Genomic DNA, 16219 nt, shown 5'->3' on the forward strand with positions numbered 1-16219 from the left:
CCTGAGTATTACCCACAAGTTCTTCGACCAGATGTTAGAATCCCACAGGGATTCCGCCTCAAAGCCCAGGGTTGGCGCGAAGCGGGAGCGCCTACCCTGGGTTAGTCGTTGTTTTCTCACAACCCCAACGCGGGTTGCGACCGGATCGGCCAACACCCCCAAACAAACCGCAACCCACGATGGGGTTGTGAATTCTATGGGTTTTTCCCAGGGTAGCTCGTTCCTCGCAACCCTGGGCTTTGAGGCGCTATCCCGTTGGGATAGAGGTCCAAGATCTTCTGAACTTGTGGGTAATGCTTAGAGCCCTCTGCCGCTTTCGTCTCCCCTCGATGGAGTCGGGATTCCCATAGGGAGATACAGATCTCCCCTCACTTCGGATCACGTCCTGGGTGCAACTGCCCCCGTTATAGGCCTTGCGCCGGTAGTGCGCTTTGACATACTTCGGGTTCGGTTTTGATCGAATCACCCAGCAGGGCAACCCGTTAGAGAACTAGATGGAAACGACGCAATATAATCCGTCCCAGCTCGAAGAGATGTGGCAGGAACGATGGGAAAAAGAACGCCTCTACGAGGTGGATTTTCGCAGCGCCAAGAAGCCGTTCTACACGCACGTGATGTTCCCCTATCCCAGCGGGGACAAGCTGCATGTGGGCCATTGGTATAACTTCGCGCCCTCGGACACCTTCGCCCGCTTCAAGATGATGCAGGGCTATGATGTGTTCTCTCCGATCGGATTTGATGCCTTCGGGCTCCCTGCCGAAAACTACGCCGTCGGCATTCGCAAATTGGTGGATGAATACGAGGCCGCCGCCGGTAAGCTGGAGTTCGAGGTGGGCGAGAAGGCGACGCTCGCCACGGTCAATGGCTGGATGAAGCATCGGAGTCAGCCGGCTAACTCCACGCGGTCCAACGTGCGGACCATGATCAAGCAGCTCAAACGCATGGGCTGCATGTACGATTGGACCAAGCTGCTCAACACCAGCGAACCGGAATACTACCGCTGGACCCAGTGGGTCTTTCTCCAGATGTTCAAGCGCGGCCTGGCCGAGCAGAAGACGAGCGTGGTGAATTGGGATCCGGTGGATCAGACGGTGCTGGCCAATGAGCAGGTCAAGCCGGATGGCACCGCGGAGCGTTCCGGAGCCAAGGTGGAGAAACGGCCGCTCAAGCAGTGGTTCTTCAAGATTAAGGATTATGCGGAGCCCTTGCTTCAGGAGCTCCCTGCTTTGGATTGGCCTGAGAAGACCAAGATCATGCAGAAAAACTGGATAGGACGCAGCGAGGGCGTGAACTTCCGCATGAAGCTCAAGGACCTCGGAGACACGGTCGAGGTCTATGACTCCATCCCGCAAACCTACCTGGCCCAGACCTTCACGGTCATCGCACCGGAGCACGAACTGGTCGAACGCCTGATCAAGGGAACCCCTCAGGAAGCCGCTGTGCGTCAGTTTTTGGAGGATCTCAAGCGTAAGCGCGCGGAGGTCAAGCCAGCCAACCAGGTGGAATTGGCCATGCAGATCATGGGCCTCGTCAGTGAGCTGGGCGGCCAAGAGTGTCAGCCGACGAAGGCAGCGGGCGAAATCAGCCAGTTGGCCCAGTTGCTCGCGGAGACGACTGCTCCGGACTACTCGGTGATCTACAAGTCGCTGAAGACTATCTGCGCCGCTGCCGGATTGGCGGACAAGCTGGACGACCGTCGAATTCGAATCGCCGCGACTCAGCTGATGGAGAGCAAGATCGCCAGCGAGGTGGACGGCATCTTCACAGGACGGTATGTGGAGAATCCCTTTGGCACCGGGGACTTCCCCATCTGGATCGCATCCTATGCGCTCGCCGAATATGGCACCGGCATCGTCAACTGCAGTGCCCACGATGAGCGTGATTTTGTCTTCGCCAAGAAGTTCCAGATCCCATTGCGCATCGCGTTGCTGCCGTCCGACCCTGGATTGGCCGAGGCCGTGAAGTCCTTCCAGACGTTCTATCGCGAGGTGGACGGTCTGCTCACCGCTCCGCCCGAGTTGGCGGGACAGCGTTGGGACGCCGTCCGCCAGCCTGTGATTGAGCACATTGAAAAGCGCGGGGTAGGTTTCCGCAACGTGAACTATCGTTTGCGCGATTGGTGCGTCTCCCGTCAGCGCTATTGGGGAGCTCCGATCCCCATCGCTTATGATCCGCAGGGGAAGGCTCATGCCATTCCGGACGAACATCTGCCTTGGACTCTGCCGACCGATGTCGATTTCAAGCCCGATGGCGTGCCGCCGCTGGCGCGGTCCCGTGAGCTGGTTGAGCGGGTGGAGAAAATCTTCGGCCCCGGATGGCGCCCGGAGACCGACACGATGGATACCTTCGTGTGCAGTAGCTTCTACTCCTTCCGATATCTCTCCCAAGGGGATCAAAAAGCCTTTTTGGCTCCCGATGTGGCCCAGAAGTGGATGCCTGTGGATGTGTATGTTGGTGGAGCCGAGCACGCCACCAAGCATCTGCTGTACGCTCGTTTCATCGCGAAGGCGTTGAACGATGCGGGGCACCTGCCAGTGCGCGAGCCGTATAAGCGGCTGATTCATCAGGGGCTGATCACCAAGGACGGGCACAAGATGAGCAAGAGCCATGGCAATGCCGTGAGTCCCGATCCGTTCGTGGAGCGCTATGGAGCCGACGTGTTCCGCATGTATCTCATGTTTCTGGGGCCATTCGCCGAGGGCGGCGATTGGTCGGACCAGGGCATCAAAGGCGTGAACGATCTTGCGCGTCATATCTTCGAGTTTTTCACGGACCCGGCGAAGACCTCGGCGGAACAAACCGATCCGAAGCTGCAAAAGTCGCTGGCGAAGGCGGTGAAGAAGATTGGTCAGAACCTCGAGCAGCTTCAGTTCAACACTTGCATCAGCACCTTGATGGAGTTGCGCAACGAGTTCCGCAAGGCAGGCACCATGTCGCGGTCCGATGCCGAGGTGTTTGTCCAGTTGACGGCGCCCTTCGCGCCCCATCTGGCGGAACAGCTGTGGCGCGAGACCTTCAAGAAGCCGCAGAGCATCTTCCGCAGTGGGTGGCCGGTCTACGATGAGAACGCCATCAAGGAATCCAGCGTGGAGATCCCGGTCCAGGTTAACGGCAAGCTGCGCGGTCGGGTGACCATTGCTGTGGGATGCGACGAGGCGGCGGTGAAAGAGCTCGCGCTTGCGGCCGATGGGGTTTCTCGATTCGTACCCAGCTTGGATAAGATCACCAAGGTGGTTTACGTGCCGAACCGGATGATCAACTTCATCGTGGCGGGCTGATCCGCCGTCCCGCTCGGTATTCGATGGTTGGCGTCGCGTAGGCCTCCTTCCGGGGAGGCCGGCCGGACGCCTCGGATCTATGCTCTATTTTGACCACAACGCGACGTCGCCGATGACCGCATCGGCTCGCCAGGTCTGGCTGGATGCGGCGGAACGATGGGTGGGCAATCCGAGCAGCCAGCATCGTTTGGGGTCGCGGGCTTCGAGTGCGCTGGAGGATGCTCGACATCGCTTGGCTCGCTTGCTGGGCTGTGATGCTCTGGACTTGGTCTTCACTTCGGGAGCGACGGAGTCCAATAACCAGGTGCTTCACCATTTCGCACGAGTGCTGCCGCCGGATCGGGAGGTTTGGATCTCGTCCATCGAGCATCCTTGCTTAGTTCAGGCCGCCCGATGGTATTTTCCCGGTAGGGTCCGATGGCTGCCAGCCAACCCACAAGGTCAGGTGGACCTGGATGTCTTGGACGACTGGGCCTTGGGCGCCCTTCCTGGAGTGGTCTGTGTCATGGCTGCCAACAACGAAACCGGGGTCATCCAGCCCTGGGCTGAAGCGCGTGCCTGGTGTGCGTCCCGTGAGATCCCCTTTCTGTGCGACGCCACCCAGTGGCTGGGCAAGTTGCCGGCTCAAGGTTTGGGTGGGTGCGATTGGGTGAGCGGCTGCGCCCACAAGTTTGGCGGTCCGCGTGGGGTAGGCTTTCTCAAATGTCCGACCCGAGGACGAGTTTCTCCCCTGATCCGCGGAGGATCACAGGAAGAAGGACGTCGTGCCGGGACAGAGAACGTTCCGGGCATCCTCTCCCTGGTCTCGGCCTTGGAGAGTCGGGAGGCTTGGCTGGCGGCGGGTGGAGCTGAGCACGCCTCCGTCCCGAAGGCCCGTTTCGAGGCCCAGTTGCTTGAAGAACTTCCCGGTACGGAGGTGGTGGGGCAGGGCGTACCTCGCCTTTGGAATACCGTCTCGGCCCTGTTTCCTCAGAAGGACTGTCAGCAGCGGTGGGTGGTGAAACTCGATCGACAGGGGTGCGCGGTTTCGACGGGATCGGCCTGTGCCAGCGGCAGCGAAGAACCATCGCATGTGTTGAAGGCGATGGGTTTTGCTGACAGCCAAGCCAATCGGATGATTCGGCTGAGCTCAGGCTGGGACACCCCGGAGGCTGATTGGGATCGCCTGCTCGACGCTATCAAGGTGGTTCGGGATAGCATTGAGAAGGGTAACACGGCTCGGTAATGATGATCCGGTCACAAGGAAACCATCAGCGGATCGGCTCTTTTCCACAGGAAAAACATCTAGCAGCCTGTCGCGACGATTCCTAAAAGATAACTTAGCACAATCGGGCTCCACAGCCGGACTCACGTCCGGTGGGGATAAGTTCCGACAGGCTGCTAGTCGGCGACTTGCAGGTCCATGTCCCTGGAATAGTAGAGAATTCGGCTGCAGTTGGGACACTGAATGATCTCTTTGCCGCCTTGGCATTGCAGCACGATACTGCGGCTGATGCCCATGTGACAGCCACCACAGACTCCGTGGGCGATCCCGACCACCACTCGGCCGCCTTTGTTCTTCACCAGACGATCGTATTTGGCCCGCAGGACTTCATCGACCTCGGTGGCCCGGCTGTTGCGTTCGGACTCCGCCTTAGCGAACTCCTGCTCCAGCTTGGCCTGGCGACCTTTGAGTTCGGCGATTCGTCCGTCGGCGGTCTTTTTGGCAGCGAGGTATTCCTCATTGGCGGCCGCGACTTGTCGCTGGGCCCCTTCGATCTGCTCCATGAACTCGATCTGTTGGTCGTCCAGTTTGGCGATCGCAGCCTTGCAGGTTTCGATCTCGTTGCCGAGAGCCCGGTATTCCTCATTTTTCTTGGTCTGGAACTGCTGCAGGGAATATTTCTCGATCTGCTGCTTCCGGGTATCCACCTCCAATTCCAGCTTCTTGCGCTCGGTCTCGAGTTGCTTGACTCGGAGTTTGGCGTTGTCGAGGGCGGAGGTGGAGGACTTGGCCTTAGCTAGCAGGTTAGCTTCTTCCACTGGAATCTGTTGCAACTCTTCGCGGAGGCCCTGAAGTTTCTGGTCCCAATCCTGCAAAATTAGAAGTTTTTCGATGATCTCGAGCATGGGTTGCGCTTTAGACGCTCCTAAAGGCTACCGGCCCAGTCGGCCGGAGTCAATGAGCAGTGACGAGGCCAAATTGGAGTGTGGGTCCTCTCGGCCCATCGGGTGGGGAACGCCCGAGGACGGACGTCGCTACAATGTAGTGAGGGCCGTCTCGGCCCATCCCTTCCTTAATCCCGCAGCGCCGGGCCGTCCCAGAGCTGCGCGAGCAGAATGTGCTCCTCGGCCAGACGTCCAAACTGAACGATCAGGTTGGGAGGAAGGGCGGAGGCCTCAAGGGCGGATTCCCATTCCGAGGGCCCCATCTGTGCGGGATTCAATCCTAAACTGGCCGCAGTCCAGATCCGCTTAAAGGTCTCGACCAATGCTAACTGAATCTGCGTCCGGTGTTCCCGCCGAAACCGGCGAAGCTCCGCGATGGACGGATACCTCCGGGTCGCCAGGTAGCTGACGGTCGGGTCGTTCTCGATCGCGGCTTCGATGTCGGCGGGGTTGTAAAGTCCCACGGCGTAGCAGTGGCTTAGAACACTGAGCAAGGTCTTGGGCGTCGTTTGAGAGGCGGCGGAGGGCGCCGATACCGCCTTCAATCCGTTGTCGCCCACCACTTGCACTGCGTCCAAGGTGACATTGACCAAGGAGTCGGGGCCAAACTGGTTCTTGATTTCCACCAGATAGGCTTCCAACTGGCGGTCCAACTGGGCTTGATTCGTCACAATCATCGTCTTTCTCCTAAAACGGATCCGTATGACCCGTCATTGTTCGTTCGTTTCACTGACTATAACTTCGTTCAGGACTGTTACGAACGCATGGCGACAGGGTCACCTTCGGGAAAAGAACCTAGGCGATTTAAAGGTCGAACGGGCAGTTTCCTCGAATGATACACGACAGGCTGGAGTCGTATTAATTAGGAAGCCTCGCTGGCTGGAGCTACCCAGGTCCATTCTTCGAGACTGGCGTTCACGCGGTGCCAGCTTGGATTGTGGATTGAACTGCTTGCACCGGGTTGGCACAGTCTAGGCTCGCAGGGCAAGGGTGACCCTCTTAGTCCGATTTGAGTGATCCGTATGAGTATCTCAGAAATACTTCAGGAAAAGGGCCTGCTCACGGTGGAGCAGCTCGAGGAAGCCGTTGCTCTGCAACGGTCTGAAGGGTTGCGTCTGGATCGGGCTCTGATCCAATTGGGGTGCATTTCTGAACGGCAGCTCCTGGAGGTGATGTCCGAACAGCTCCATATTCCGTTGGTGAATCTGGAAGATATTTCCATTCTTCCCGAGACCTTGCGTGCTCTCCCCTCCAAAATCGTCTACCGAAAGCGCCTCGTTCCCATTTCCCAGGTCAATGGGACCCTGAACGTGGCGACAAGTGATGCGTTTGATCTCTATGCTTTCGACGACATCCGGCTAATGACCGGGCTCAACATCCAGCCGGTCTTGGCACCTCGCGATGAGATTGAGAAGATCATTAAGAGCCACTACGGACTCGGGGGTGACACGCTGGATGAGATGGTGGGGGCGGATGACATCGATAGCCCGGCCAAAGCGTTGGAGGGCGGCGAAGATCTGCTCGAAATGGCCCAGGAGGCCAGCGTTGTTAAGTTGGTGAACGAGATTATTCTCGAGGCGGTCAACGAGCGGGCCAGCGATATCCATGTCGAGCCCTACGAGCACCAGATCGCCATTCGATATCGCATCGACGGTGTGCTCCAGGAGGCCTCAGTCCCCCCGCAGATGCATCGCTTTCAAGCGGCCATCATCAGCCGCATTAAGATTCTCGCCAATCTGAACATCGCCGAACGGCGCGTGCCGCAGGACGGCCGGATCAAGTTCAACGTCGGAGGGCGCCAAATCGACGTGCGCGTCAGTGTGATCCCGATGCTCTATGGCGAAGGCGTGGTCATGCGTTTGCTGGACAAGTCCAATGTCCTGTTCACCTTGCCGCAGCTGGGAATGGATGCTCAGACCTACGAGCTTTTCGATGGCCTGATTCAGCGTCCGCACGGGATTTTTCTGGTGACAGGTCCCACTGGTTCCGGGAAGACGACGACATTGTATGCGGCACTCAATGCCCTGGTCGGTCCGGGTATCAAAGTGCTCACCGTCGAGGATCCGGTCGAATATCATCTGCACGGTGTTAACCAGATTCCGGTCGAGCATAAGGTGGGGATGACCTTCGAACGCGGGCTTCGAGCGATCCTCCGTCATGATCCGGATGTGGTGATGATCGGTGAAATTCGGGATCTTGAAACTGCCCGGGCCGCTACCCAGGCGGCGTTGACCGGACATTTGGTTCTTTCGACCCTGCACACGAATGATGCGGCTTCCGCCCCGATGCGCATGATCGATATGGGTGTCGAACCGTACTTAGTCAGCAGCACGCTCATCGGTTCCATGGCCCAGCGACTCGTTCGTAAGATCTGTCCCAAGTGTCGAGTGGAGGTGGAACCCGATCGTTCTAAGCTGCCGCGAGACTTTACAGTGAAGCCGGGGGATAAACTCTTCGCTGGTACAGGATGTCCCCATTGTCGGAATAGCGGTTTTAGGGGTCGGTCTGGCCTATATGAGCTGATGGTGATGAATGATGAGATCGCCTACAAGGTCATGGAACGTGCTCCTTCGCCGGAGATCGTCAAAGTGGCCCGTCAGTCGGGCTTGCGCTTGCTTCGTGAGGATGGATGGGTCAAGGTCCGCGAAGGCATTACGACTCCTGACGAGGTTGTGATGTGCACGGCCTTGTAGTCGACTATCGATGGCACAATTTCAATACACTGCATTAACGGAGAGTGGTCAGAAAATCGCCGGACTGCTGGAAGCGGAATCCGAGGCGGCGGTGCTGAGGCAGTTGGGTGAGAAGAAGTTGTTTCCCGTGAGCGTGCGGGGAAAAGGGGTTTCTCGGGATCCTTCCATCAAGAAGAAGTATCGGGTTAAATCTCGAGATTTGGGGGTTATGTATGGCCAGTTGGCCGATTTGTTGGGATCCGGCGTTCCGCTGCTTCGGTCGCTAGATTCCCTGATCAAATCCACTGTCAGCCCCGGACTGAAAGGCCTGCTCAAAGAGGTTCGTGTCAGCGTGGCGGACGGCAAGTCCCTGACGGAGTCCTTGAAACAATTCCCGGAGGTTTTTCCGGTGTTGCACACCGCCATGGTTCAGGCGGGGGAACGAGCGTCCTTCATGGAGGAGGTGCTACGCAGCCTGAGTGGCTTTCTGGAACGTCTGGATGAGCTGCAGAGCAAGGTCATGGGTGCTTTGATTTATCCCGCGCTGCTGGCCGCTCTGGGCATGGCCGTGATGATCGGCGCGCTGATTTTCTTTGTTCCCAAATTCGAGCCGTTGTTGGCCAACGCCAAGAAACCCCTTCCCACCGAGCTCCTGTTCGGCGCCAGCGTGTTGGTGCGGACCTATTGGTATTTCCTGCTGGTGGGGCTTGCCGGGGTGATCGCGTTGATCTGGACCAATCTTCGGAGCGAGAAAGCCCGACGTCGGATCGAGGAATGGCGCTTGAAGATTCCAGTGGTCGGTTCAGCTCTTCGTTTGGTGGCCATCACTCGGTTCTGTCGAATTCTTGGAACGATGCTCGCGAATGGAGTGCCTCTGCTACAAGCACTTAAGATCAGCAAGGATGCAACCGGTTCCATGATTCTCGGGGAGCGGATTGCGCAGGCTGCGGAGTCCGTCCGCGATGGCAAGCGCTTATCCGAGCCGCTGGGGGAAGGTGGGTTTTTTCCGGAGCAGATCCTCGCCATGATCACCGTGGCGGAGGAATCCAATAAGCTGGAGAAAGTCCTCGTGCAGATTGCGGACACGGTCGAACGCCGTACGAACCGTCAGGTGGACCAGGCGGTTCGCCTTATCGAGCCGGTAATTCTTTGCCTAGTGGCGATGGGCATCGGTTTCCTGGCCCTTGGTTTGCTTCTCCCTATCTTCACAATGGCCAGCCAACTCGGTTCCAAGTGAGAATGGACTTGAATGTTCGGGGCTGGATGGACGTCGACATACTCTTGCAACAACCAGTTAAGTTATGAGATTGAAACAAGTTCTGCTGAATTCGAAACATCGAACCAACCGCTCCGGCTTCACCCTGATCGAGATTCTTTTGGTCATTGTGATCATTCTGTTGTTGGCCGGCGCCCTAGTCGTCTTTGTCCTCCCCCAGCAAGAAGGAGCGGAAAAAAACACCACCCGCCTGCTCTTGAGCGGTGTCGGCACTGCGCTCGACACCTATCGCCTGAACATTGGCCATTACCCCAATGAGCAGGAAGGCGGTCTGGACGCCTTGCTCAAGAAGCCCAACTACGAGAACGAGCGGATGGGCGAGAAGTGGCAGGGGCCTTATCTCAAGCCCGGCACCCGGCTGGATGACCCGTGGGGCAACAAGCTTCGTTACGAGGTGGTGGATCGTGCCAATGGGGAGGAACAGAAGGGCGGACTGCCCTACCGTCTTTCTTCGGTGGGTCCGGATGGCCAACCTGATACGGATGACGACATCAAACTCGCGTCGGGTGAGGGTGACAAAGATGATCTGTCCTCCGGCTCCTCCTCCACCAAATAGGTTTTTCCTATGGAACCGTGGGTGGTCCGAGGCTCTTCGCAAAGCAGCCGGGGATTCACCTTGGTGGAGCTGCTGTTGGTATTGGTGCTGATGTTCCTGTTGTTGGGTGCGGTCATCTTCAGTTTTTCGACAGCGCAGACCAATGCCCAGCTGACCGAAGGAGCCAGCCAGTTCGAGGCCTTGCTTCACTTTGCCAGGGCTCAGGCGGCCTTCGCCGGCAAGCGCGTTGAACTTCGGCTGGTCGCTCCGGTTTCGGCAGAAGGGGCTCCCGAGTCTCCGGCGGGGCTTCCGGTTCGACGGCTCGAGGTTCGGTGGGAACCGGATCCGGTCCAGCAGCCGGGCGTCTTCCACTCGATGGTCGAAGCCAAAACGTTCCTCGTTCCGATGCAAGACCTGGTCGAGATCACTGAGATTCGTCCGCTCTCTGGCTCGCTCCCCGAGGCGGAGGGAGGTGAGGGGACGAGCTTGGTGTCGACGAATGGTCCTGGGCGGCTGGGCGAGGGTGGTGAAGAATCCGACTCAGAATCGGACTCGCTCACCGTCACGCTGTTTCCGGATGGATCCAGCGATTCAGGAGAATTTGGGTTGCGAGTGCCTTTTTCTGAGGATGGTCGCATGATCTGGATCAGTCTGGACGGCATCACCGGAGCGATCCGTCGTCGGATGGAGATTCCGGAAGATGTCAACCGTGATGGAGATCGCGATGCGGAAAAAGAAACGTCGCCGCGGCCTGAAGGGGTTGCTAAGGCAGCTAAGAAATGAGTCGTCGAAATTTCAGCATCCTTGCTCAAACGCGCATCGGTGGTTCTAGGTCATTCAGGCCTGGCCCCGAGCGTGGAGCCGTGCTGCTGGAAGTCGTCCTGGCTCTGGTGCTTTTTGTTGCTGCCGCCACCGTGCTTTCGGTGGCCATGAGTTCTTCCATGGAAGCGCTCGAACGTCAGAAGCGCCAGCTCCAGGCTGCCAACTTATCGATCTCGGTCTTCTCCGAACTTCAATTGGGAATTCGTTCCCTGGCCGCCGTCGGCCCAGAGCCTTTCAGGGCGCCTTTCGCGGGTTGGACCTGGCAAATCGCGTCCAGCCCCACCGAGGATGAGCTGGGCCAGGGGAACGGACTGACCCGCGTCGAGGTCGTGGTTCAGCATCTCGACTCGGCCACCACGTTCCGTTCCTGTCAGATTCTGGGCGCGGTTCATGCGCCGGCTGCGGCCCCGAACACGGCGCTGCCCGCGGGGGGTAGCCTATGAACCATCGGCGCCGATCATCCGCCGGTTTCACGTTGGTGGAGATGGTTCTGGCCATCGGCATCGCGGTAGGAATCTTGATGGTGGCCCTCTATTTTTATCAGCAATCCTCGCGCCTCCGGGCGCATATTCTCGAGGAATCGGAACGATTGTCGGCCGCTCGCCTGCTGCTCGACCGGCTCACCACTGATCTTCGGTCCGCCTTGGCGCAACCGGTGGAGGCTTTTCAGGGCGATGCCACTTCGCTGCGGTTCGTTAAAGCGGGCCTGAGCGGACGATCCAGCCGTGCGGGTGTGAGCGACCTGCAGTTGGTGACCTACATCACCACGGTGGCGCGGGAAGGAACGAATGTGGTAGTGACCGGGGTTTCCCGGACGGAGGAGCCCCTGTCGGTTCGCAGCAGGTCTGCGGTGACGAACGTGACTGCTGCGAGTTCGGCCCCGATGGTCGCGTCCACGGTTTTCAATTCGCCGGACACTTCCAATTCCATCAGCCAAACCCCGGGCCCGGCACCCCTCACTGACCTGGTGCGTTATCTGAATTTCTCCTACTGGGACGGCACGGGGTGGGTGGCCCAATGGTCCTCACGAGAGCTGCCGCTCGGAGTGACGGTTACCTTGGCGTTTGATGCGGTTCCGGAAGGGCTGGAGGCTGAGGATACGGACGCCGAGATTTTTCGTCGGGTGATCGATTTGTCGGCGCAAGGTTCCAATCGGCTGACGCGTCCCGCCTCCCATGCCGGCCTTCGAAACTCCCCGGGCCGCTCGGAATCCAGGCCCGGTTCAGAGGCGGTGCTGGTTCGTCCTTCGGACGGGGGAGGGGAGGGCTCGTGAGGCTGAAGCGCATGCGAGGATCCCATCCAGTGTCGGTCGGTGCGGCGGCCACCTGGCGGCGCGGTCGCGGTCGTGGGGGCTTCGTTCTGTTGGCGGTGCTGGTGGTGATCATGATGGCTTCGATGGTGGCCATGAGCCTGATGTTCCGCATGCGCGCCGAGGACACCGCCTCCTCGGTGACTCTGACCTCCGAGCAGGCGTTCAACGCGGCCATCAGCGGCGTGCACGAGGCGATGAAGATGGTAGCGCGCAGCGGGGCGGGGCTCACCGACTGGCAGGACAATCCTCGCGCCTTCCGGGACCGATTCGTGTTCGATGATGGGGTGGAGCGTTGGTATTTCACCTTGTGGTCGCCGCCGGCTGACGACTCGTTGCAGGAGGTTCGTTACGGGTTGACCGACGAAGCCGCCAAGCTGAACGTGAACCAGGCTCACACGGCCGAGCTTTCGAAGTTCGGCCGGTTGGATCCGACGCTGATTCAACCGTTGCGGGATTTCATCGATGCCGACTCGAGTCAACGGGAAGCTGGCACGGAAGAGAGTCCGGTGCTGCACGACCGAGGCTCGGCCTACCAGGTCCGGAATGGGGCGTTGAACACTCTCGACGAATTGCTTCTGGTTCGCGGCTTTACCCCCCGGTCCCTGTACGGAGAGGATCTCAATCTGAACTGCCGTCTGGATTCGAACGAAGATGACGGGGATCAGCGGGCTCCGGCGGACAATGGGGATGGCCGCTTGGATCTCGGTTTGCGGCCTTATCTCACGGTCTCCTCCTATGAGCCCAACCGGGATTCGCAGGGACAGCCCCGCACTAATCTCAACGATCCGCGTTCCCCGCTCCCTGCCGTGGAGGTGAATGAGGCGTTCACCAATTTCGTGGCCGCGCTTCGTGCCCAGAAACTGCGAGTGAACCATCCGGCGGAGCTGCTCGAGAGTTCATTGAAGATGAAGGACCGGCTGGGGCGCGACGTGGAGATTCCTTCCGGCATCGGAAAGAAGGAGCTGCCGGTTCTGCTCGAGCACTTCACCGCCACCGCCGAGGACGAGTTACCGGGCTTGATCAACGTGAACACAGCCTCGATCGGTGTGCTGGCCACGGTGCCGGGGATCGATGAACCGTTGGCGGAAGCGATCGTGTCGGCGCGCAAAAGCGTCAGCCCTGAGCGGCGCAATACGATTGCCTGGCTTTTCGAAAATGACGTCATGGACGCTGCTCGATTTCGATTGATCGCTCCGCGGCTGACGGCGCGCAGCTTTCAGTTCCGCTTCCAGGTGGTGGGCTTTGGCCTCCCCTCGGGACGCTATCGGGTTCTTGACGTGATGATTGATTCTGCCGGGGCTGAGCCGTCCATCAGTTATCTGCGGGATATCACCCGTCTGGGGCTGCCCTTCAGTCTTGAAAACAATCTATCCCAGGAGGCGAGCGGTGGCTGAGTCCCCTACAGGTCCCACGAGTTTCCTTCGGCGCCAGCTTCAATCCGCCGGGCTCACCAAGCGACGCCAGCGGACCCCGAGCCTGGTCACCGCGATCGACATCGATGGCCAAACTCTTCGCGTGGCCCAGAGCATTCCACGCGGCCAGGATGGAGACATAACCTTTGTGTCGTCCACCTCGCTCGAGTTTGCCGTCGACGCCGACCGCACGGACCCCTTGGTGATGGGGGCTGCGGTGGCGAAGGCGCTGGCTAAGTTGAAGATCAAGCCGAATGGCGTCGTGATGGGGGTGCCTCGGGCTCAGGTCGTTCTCCGCACGCTGACCTTGCCGGCCGTTCCCGACTTGCGGGAGATGGCATCCATCGTGCATCTCCAGCTGGCGCGCGACCTGCCGTTTCGAATCGAAGAGGCCGTGCTGGATTTCAAGGTCGGCCGCAAGAACACCCCAGGTGCGCGGGCGGACAGCCTGCTCAACGGCGGGGTGAGCGTTCCCGACGCCAAGGCCGAAGGTGCCGCCCAGGAGCGGATTGAGGTGCTGGTAGCCGCGTTAAAACAGGACGTGGTGGGGTATTACCAGCAGGTTGCGGACACGGCCGGCCTGCGGTTGATCGCCCTGGGACTGCTGCCGTACGCCAACGCCCGCTGCGTCGAAGCCTGTCATGTGGCGGATGGCCAGCAGGCCTTCGCCCTGGTGTCGCTTCGTCCGGATGAGGTAAATATCGATGTCATCGCGGACCAGTCGCTGTTGTTCAGCCGTGGCGCGCTGATCAAAGCGGCCGTCGAGCCGGTGACGGATCCCGCAGCTCCCGCTTCGTCCAAGTCCGAGGGAATTTCCGACGGAGAGAGCGCCGCTGCGGGAACCGCGGCCGATTCTGTTAAGCAGGCTGGCTTTACCGACGCGGTGACGATCGAGGTGGTGCGGACCCTCCACAGTTATAGCGGCATCGAAACTCTGAATCCGGTCACCAAGATCGTGGTCGCGGGCGCCACCGGGTTCGAGCCCGCCGTGGTCGAGTTGCTCTCAAAGCGGCTGAACCGCCCGGCCGCCCTGCTCGATCCTGCCACCGCGCTCTCCCTGCCGGCGGAGGCCTGCCAGCAGGCGTCAGGTGCGATCGCGGCGATCGGGCTGACCTTGGGCCTGGGTGATTCGCGCGGGCTGCCGTTCGATTTTCTCAACCCGAAACGTCCCGCGGTTCAGCGCGACATGGGGCGCATCCGAATTCTGGCCGGCACCGCCGCCGTCGCCGCCGTTCTCGTGTTTACAGCGGCCGTGCGCTCCTATCTCATCAATCAGCGCACCCAAACCAACCGCAACGTGGCCATGGAGCTGGCCGAGGCGGAGAAACATCGGCCGATCTACCGCAAGATGATTCAGCAGGCAGCGGCCATCGAGGATTGGGCGAAGGGAGCCCCCAATTGGCTGGATCACTACGCTTACCTCAGCGCGGTCCTGCCTCCCAGCGATGAGGTGTACATCACCTCCCTCGCGGTCAGCGCGCAAGGCGTCCTCCGCCTCTCGGTGCAAGCGCAAAGCGGCGAGATTCTGGCCAAGCTGGACAAGCAGCTGCGGGCCGCCGGCTATGATGTGAAGCCCATCGCCATCACGCCGGGCGCCGATCGCTATGGATATGAGTTTCGATCCAACGTCGAGCTGATCGTCCCTGAGAAGCTCAAGATTGATCTTACGAAAGTGAAGGCGCCGAAGCGGCCGGCCGACGACGGATCGCTCGATCCCAAGCTCCACCGGGGAGGGACCAAGGGATGAATGCGCGCGAGAAAGTATTGGCGGGCGTCGTCGGGGGCCTCGTTGGGGTTTTTGTGGCGGGGTATGCCCTGTACGCGTTGATCAACAAGCCGCTCAAGGAAATCGACAAGCGCACGGCCGTCCTCCGCGAGAAGCTGGAGAAGGTCAAGGCCGAGAAACGCGGGTATTTTATGGCCGAGGATCAGGTCAAGGCGATGACCCTGCGAACCTTCGCCGATACGATCGATCAGGCCAGCGCGAAGTCCGGTGAGATGCTGACTCGGACGATCCTCTCCAGTGGTCTGCAGGAAATGGAGTTCACTCGGCTGCCGCTCGGGCCTCGCAGGCTAAAAGGGGCCAATGAGATTGGGTGGAGCGTTCAGGGAGAAGGGCCGTTGGCCAGCGTGGTTAACCTGGTGTTCCAGCTTCAGGAGTCTCCCTGGCTGCATCGGATCGAGAGCCTCACCGTCACGGCGGGGGACGTTCCGGGTGCGGTTCGCATCCGTTTCCGCTATCTGACCTTGGTGATGGACCCGGCTCCCGAGGTCCAACGCACCGAGCTTGCCGTCGCCCGTTCCATCGATTCGAATGAGCGCCGTCTCTTGGACTCCCTGGTGGATAGGGATATCCTGCGGCCGTATATCAAGCGTCCTCCTCCGCCGGCGCCGCCTCCTGCTTCGGGCGGCTCTCCCAGCGCCTCCCCCGGCGGACCGGCCGCCCCCCCAGGACCTGAGTCTTTCCGGATCGTGTCTCTGTCCGAGTGGCAGGGCCAACCCGAAATTCATGTTCGGGACATGGTCAATCAAAAGACCGCGCGGTATAAGCCCGGGGATTCCCTGGCCGGCGGTACCGTCGTGATGGTGGACTATCGGCCGCTGCCCATGCCGGGCAATTCCGGGCTTCAGTCCTTTAGTCGGGTTCTGTTAAAGATCGGTACGGAATTTTGGGCCATCGAACGGGGGAAGACCCTGGCCGACAAGCGCAGGCTTGTCCCCAGCGAGTTTCCCGCGGAATTGGCCACTAAGTGATTTAAGCTGC

The 16219-nt window shown here is 59.7% G+C and carries 13 protein-coding genes; 11 read left to right on the forward strand and 2 right to left on the reverse strand.

Translation table 11 applies throughout. The annotated features are described in order from the left end of the window. Window positions 1-494: 494 nt before the first annotated feature. Window positions 495-3278 carry a leucine--tRNA ligase gene (locus JNN07_09145; protein MBL9167892.1) on the forward strand — a complete coding sequence of 928 codons (2784 nt, stop codon included), beginning with the start codon at window positions 495-497 and terminating at the stop codon, window positions 3276-3278. A gap of 79 nt (window positions 3279-3357) precedes the next feature. Further along, window positions 3358-4503 (forward strand): cysteine desulfurase, encoded by a 1146-nt coding sequence (locus tag JNN07_09150; GenBank protein ID MBL9167893.1) that lies wholly within the window; start codon window positions 3358-3360, stop codon window positions 4501-4503. Between the two features lie 155 nt (window positions 4504-4658). Here the strand turns inward: JNN07_09150 and JNN07_09155 are convergent, their stop codons facing one another. Together JNN07_09155 and JNN07_09160 are read right to left on the reverse strand one after the other, a co-directional pair. Continuing rightward, window positions 4659-5387: a hypothetical protein gene (locus tag JNN07_09155; GenBank protein ID MBL9167894.1), complete on the reverse strand. Its 729-nt coding sequence runs from the start codon at window positions 5385-5387 to the stop codon at window positions 4659-4661. Window positions 5388-5554: 167 nt separating this feature from the next. Then, window positions 5555-6103 (reverse strand): hypothetical protein, encoded by a 549-nt coding sequence (locus JNN07_09160; protein MBL9167895.1) that lies wholly within the window; start codon window positions 6101-6103, stop codon window positions 5555-5557. Window positions 6104-6448: 345 nt separating this feature from the next. Here JNN07_09160 and tadA point away from each other — a divergent pair, with 345 nt between their 5' ends. The 9 genes from tadA to JNN07_09205 all read left to right on the forward strand — a co-directional run bounded on the left by tadA (window position 6449) and on the right by JNN07_09205 (window position 16209). Next, window positions 6449-8119 (forward strand): Flp pilus assembly complex ATPase component TadA, encoded by a 1671-nt coding sequence (tadA, locus tag JNN07_09165; GenBank protein ID MBL9167896.1) that lies wholly within the window; start codon window positions 6449-6451, stop codon window positions 8117-8119. A 10-nt stretch (window positions 8120-8129) separates the two neighbouring features. Next, complete coding sequence (locus JNN07_09170) at window positions 8130-9335, forward strand: type II secretion system F family protein (protein MBL9167897.1); 1206 nt, start codon at window positions 8130-8132, stop codon at window positions 9333-9335. A gap of 64 nt (window positions 9336-9399) precedes the next feature. Next, window positions 9400-9930 carry a type II secretion system major pseudopilin GspG gene (gspG, locus tag JNN07_09175; GenBank protein ID MBL9167898.1) on the forward strand — a complete coding sequence of 177 codons (531 nt, stop codon included), beginning with the start codon at window positions 9400-9402 and terminating at the stop codon, window positions 9928-9930. 9 nt (window positions 9931-9939) lie between these two features. Next, window positions 9940-10692 carry a prepilin-type N-terminal cleavage/methylation domain-containing protein gene (locus JNN07_09180; protein MBL9167899.1) on the forward strand — a complete coding sequence of 251 codons (753 nt, stop codon included), beginning with the start codon at window positions 9940-9942 and terminating at the stop codon, window positions 10690-10692. Continuing rightward, complete coding sequence (locus JNN07_09185; GenBank protein ID MBL9167900.1) at window positions 10689-11174, forward strand: hypothetical protein; 486 nt, start codon at window positions 10689-10691, stop codon at window positions 11172-11174. The genes JNN07_09180 and JNN07_09185 overlap by 4 nt, the downstream gene beginning before the upstream one ends. Next, window positions 11171-12004 carry a hypothetical protein gene (locus JNN07_09190; GenBank protein MBL9167901.1) on the forward strand — a complete coding sequence of 278 codons (834 nt, stop codon included), beginning with the start codon at window positions 11171-11173 and terminating at the stop codon, window positions 12002-12004. Before JNN07_09185 ends, JNN07_09190 begins: the two co-directional genes overlap by 4 nt. Before the next feature lie 11 nt (window positions 12005-12015). Beyond that, window positions 12016-13437 carry a general secretion pathway protein GspK gene (locus JNN07_09195; protein ID MBL9167902.1) on the forward strand — a complete coding sequence of 474 codons (1422 nt, stop codon included), beginning with the start codon at window positions 12016-12018 and terminating at the stop codon, window positions 13435-13437. Continuing rightward, window positions 13430-15202 (forward strand): pilus assembly protein PilM, encoded by a 1773-nt coding sequence (pilM, locus tag JNN07_09200; protein MBL9167903.1) that lies wholly within the window; start codon window positions 13430-13432, stop codon window positions 15200-15202. The genes JNN07_09195 and pilM overlap by 8 nt, the downstream gene beginning before the upstream one ends. Continuing rightward, on the forward strand, window positions 15199-16209 hold the full coding sequence (locus JNN07_09205) for a hypothetical protein (GenBank protein MBL9167904.1): 1011 nt from the start codon (window positions 15199-15201) through the stop codon (window positions 16207-16209). Before pilM ends, JNN07_09205 begins: the two co-directional genes overlap by 4 nt. Window positions 16210-16219: the final 10 nt, after the last annotated feature.

It is taken from the genome of Verrucomicrobiales bacterium (assembly GCA_016793885.1).
Taxonomy (GTDB): domain Bacteria; phylum Verrucomicrobiota; class Verrucomicrobiia; order Limisphaerales; family UBA11320; genus UBA11320.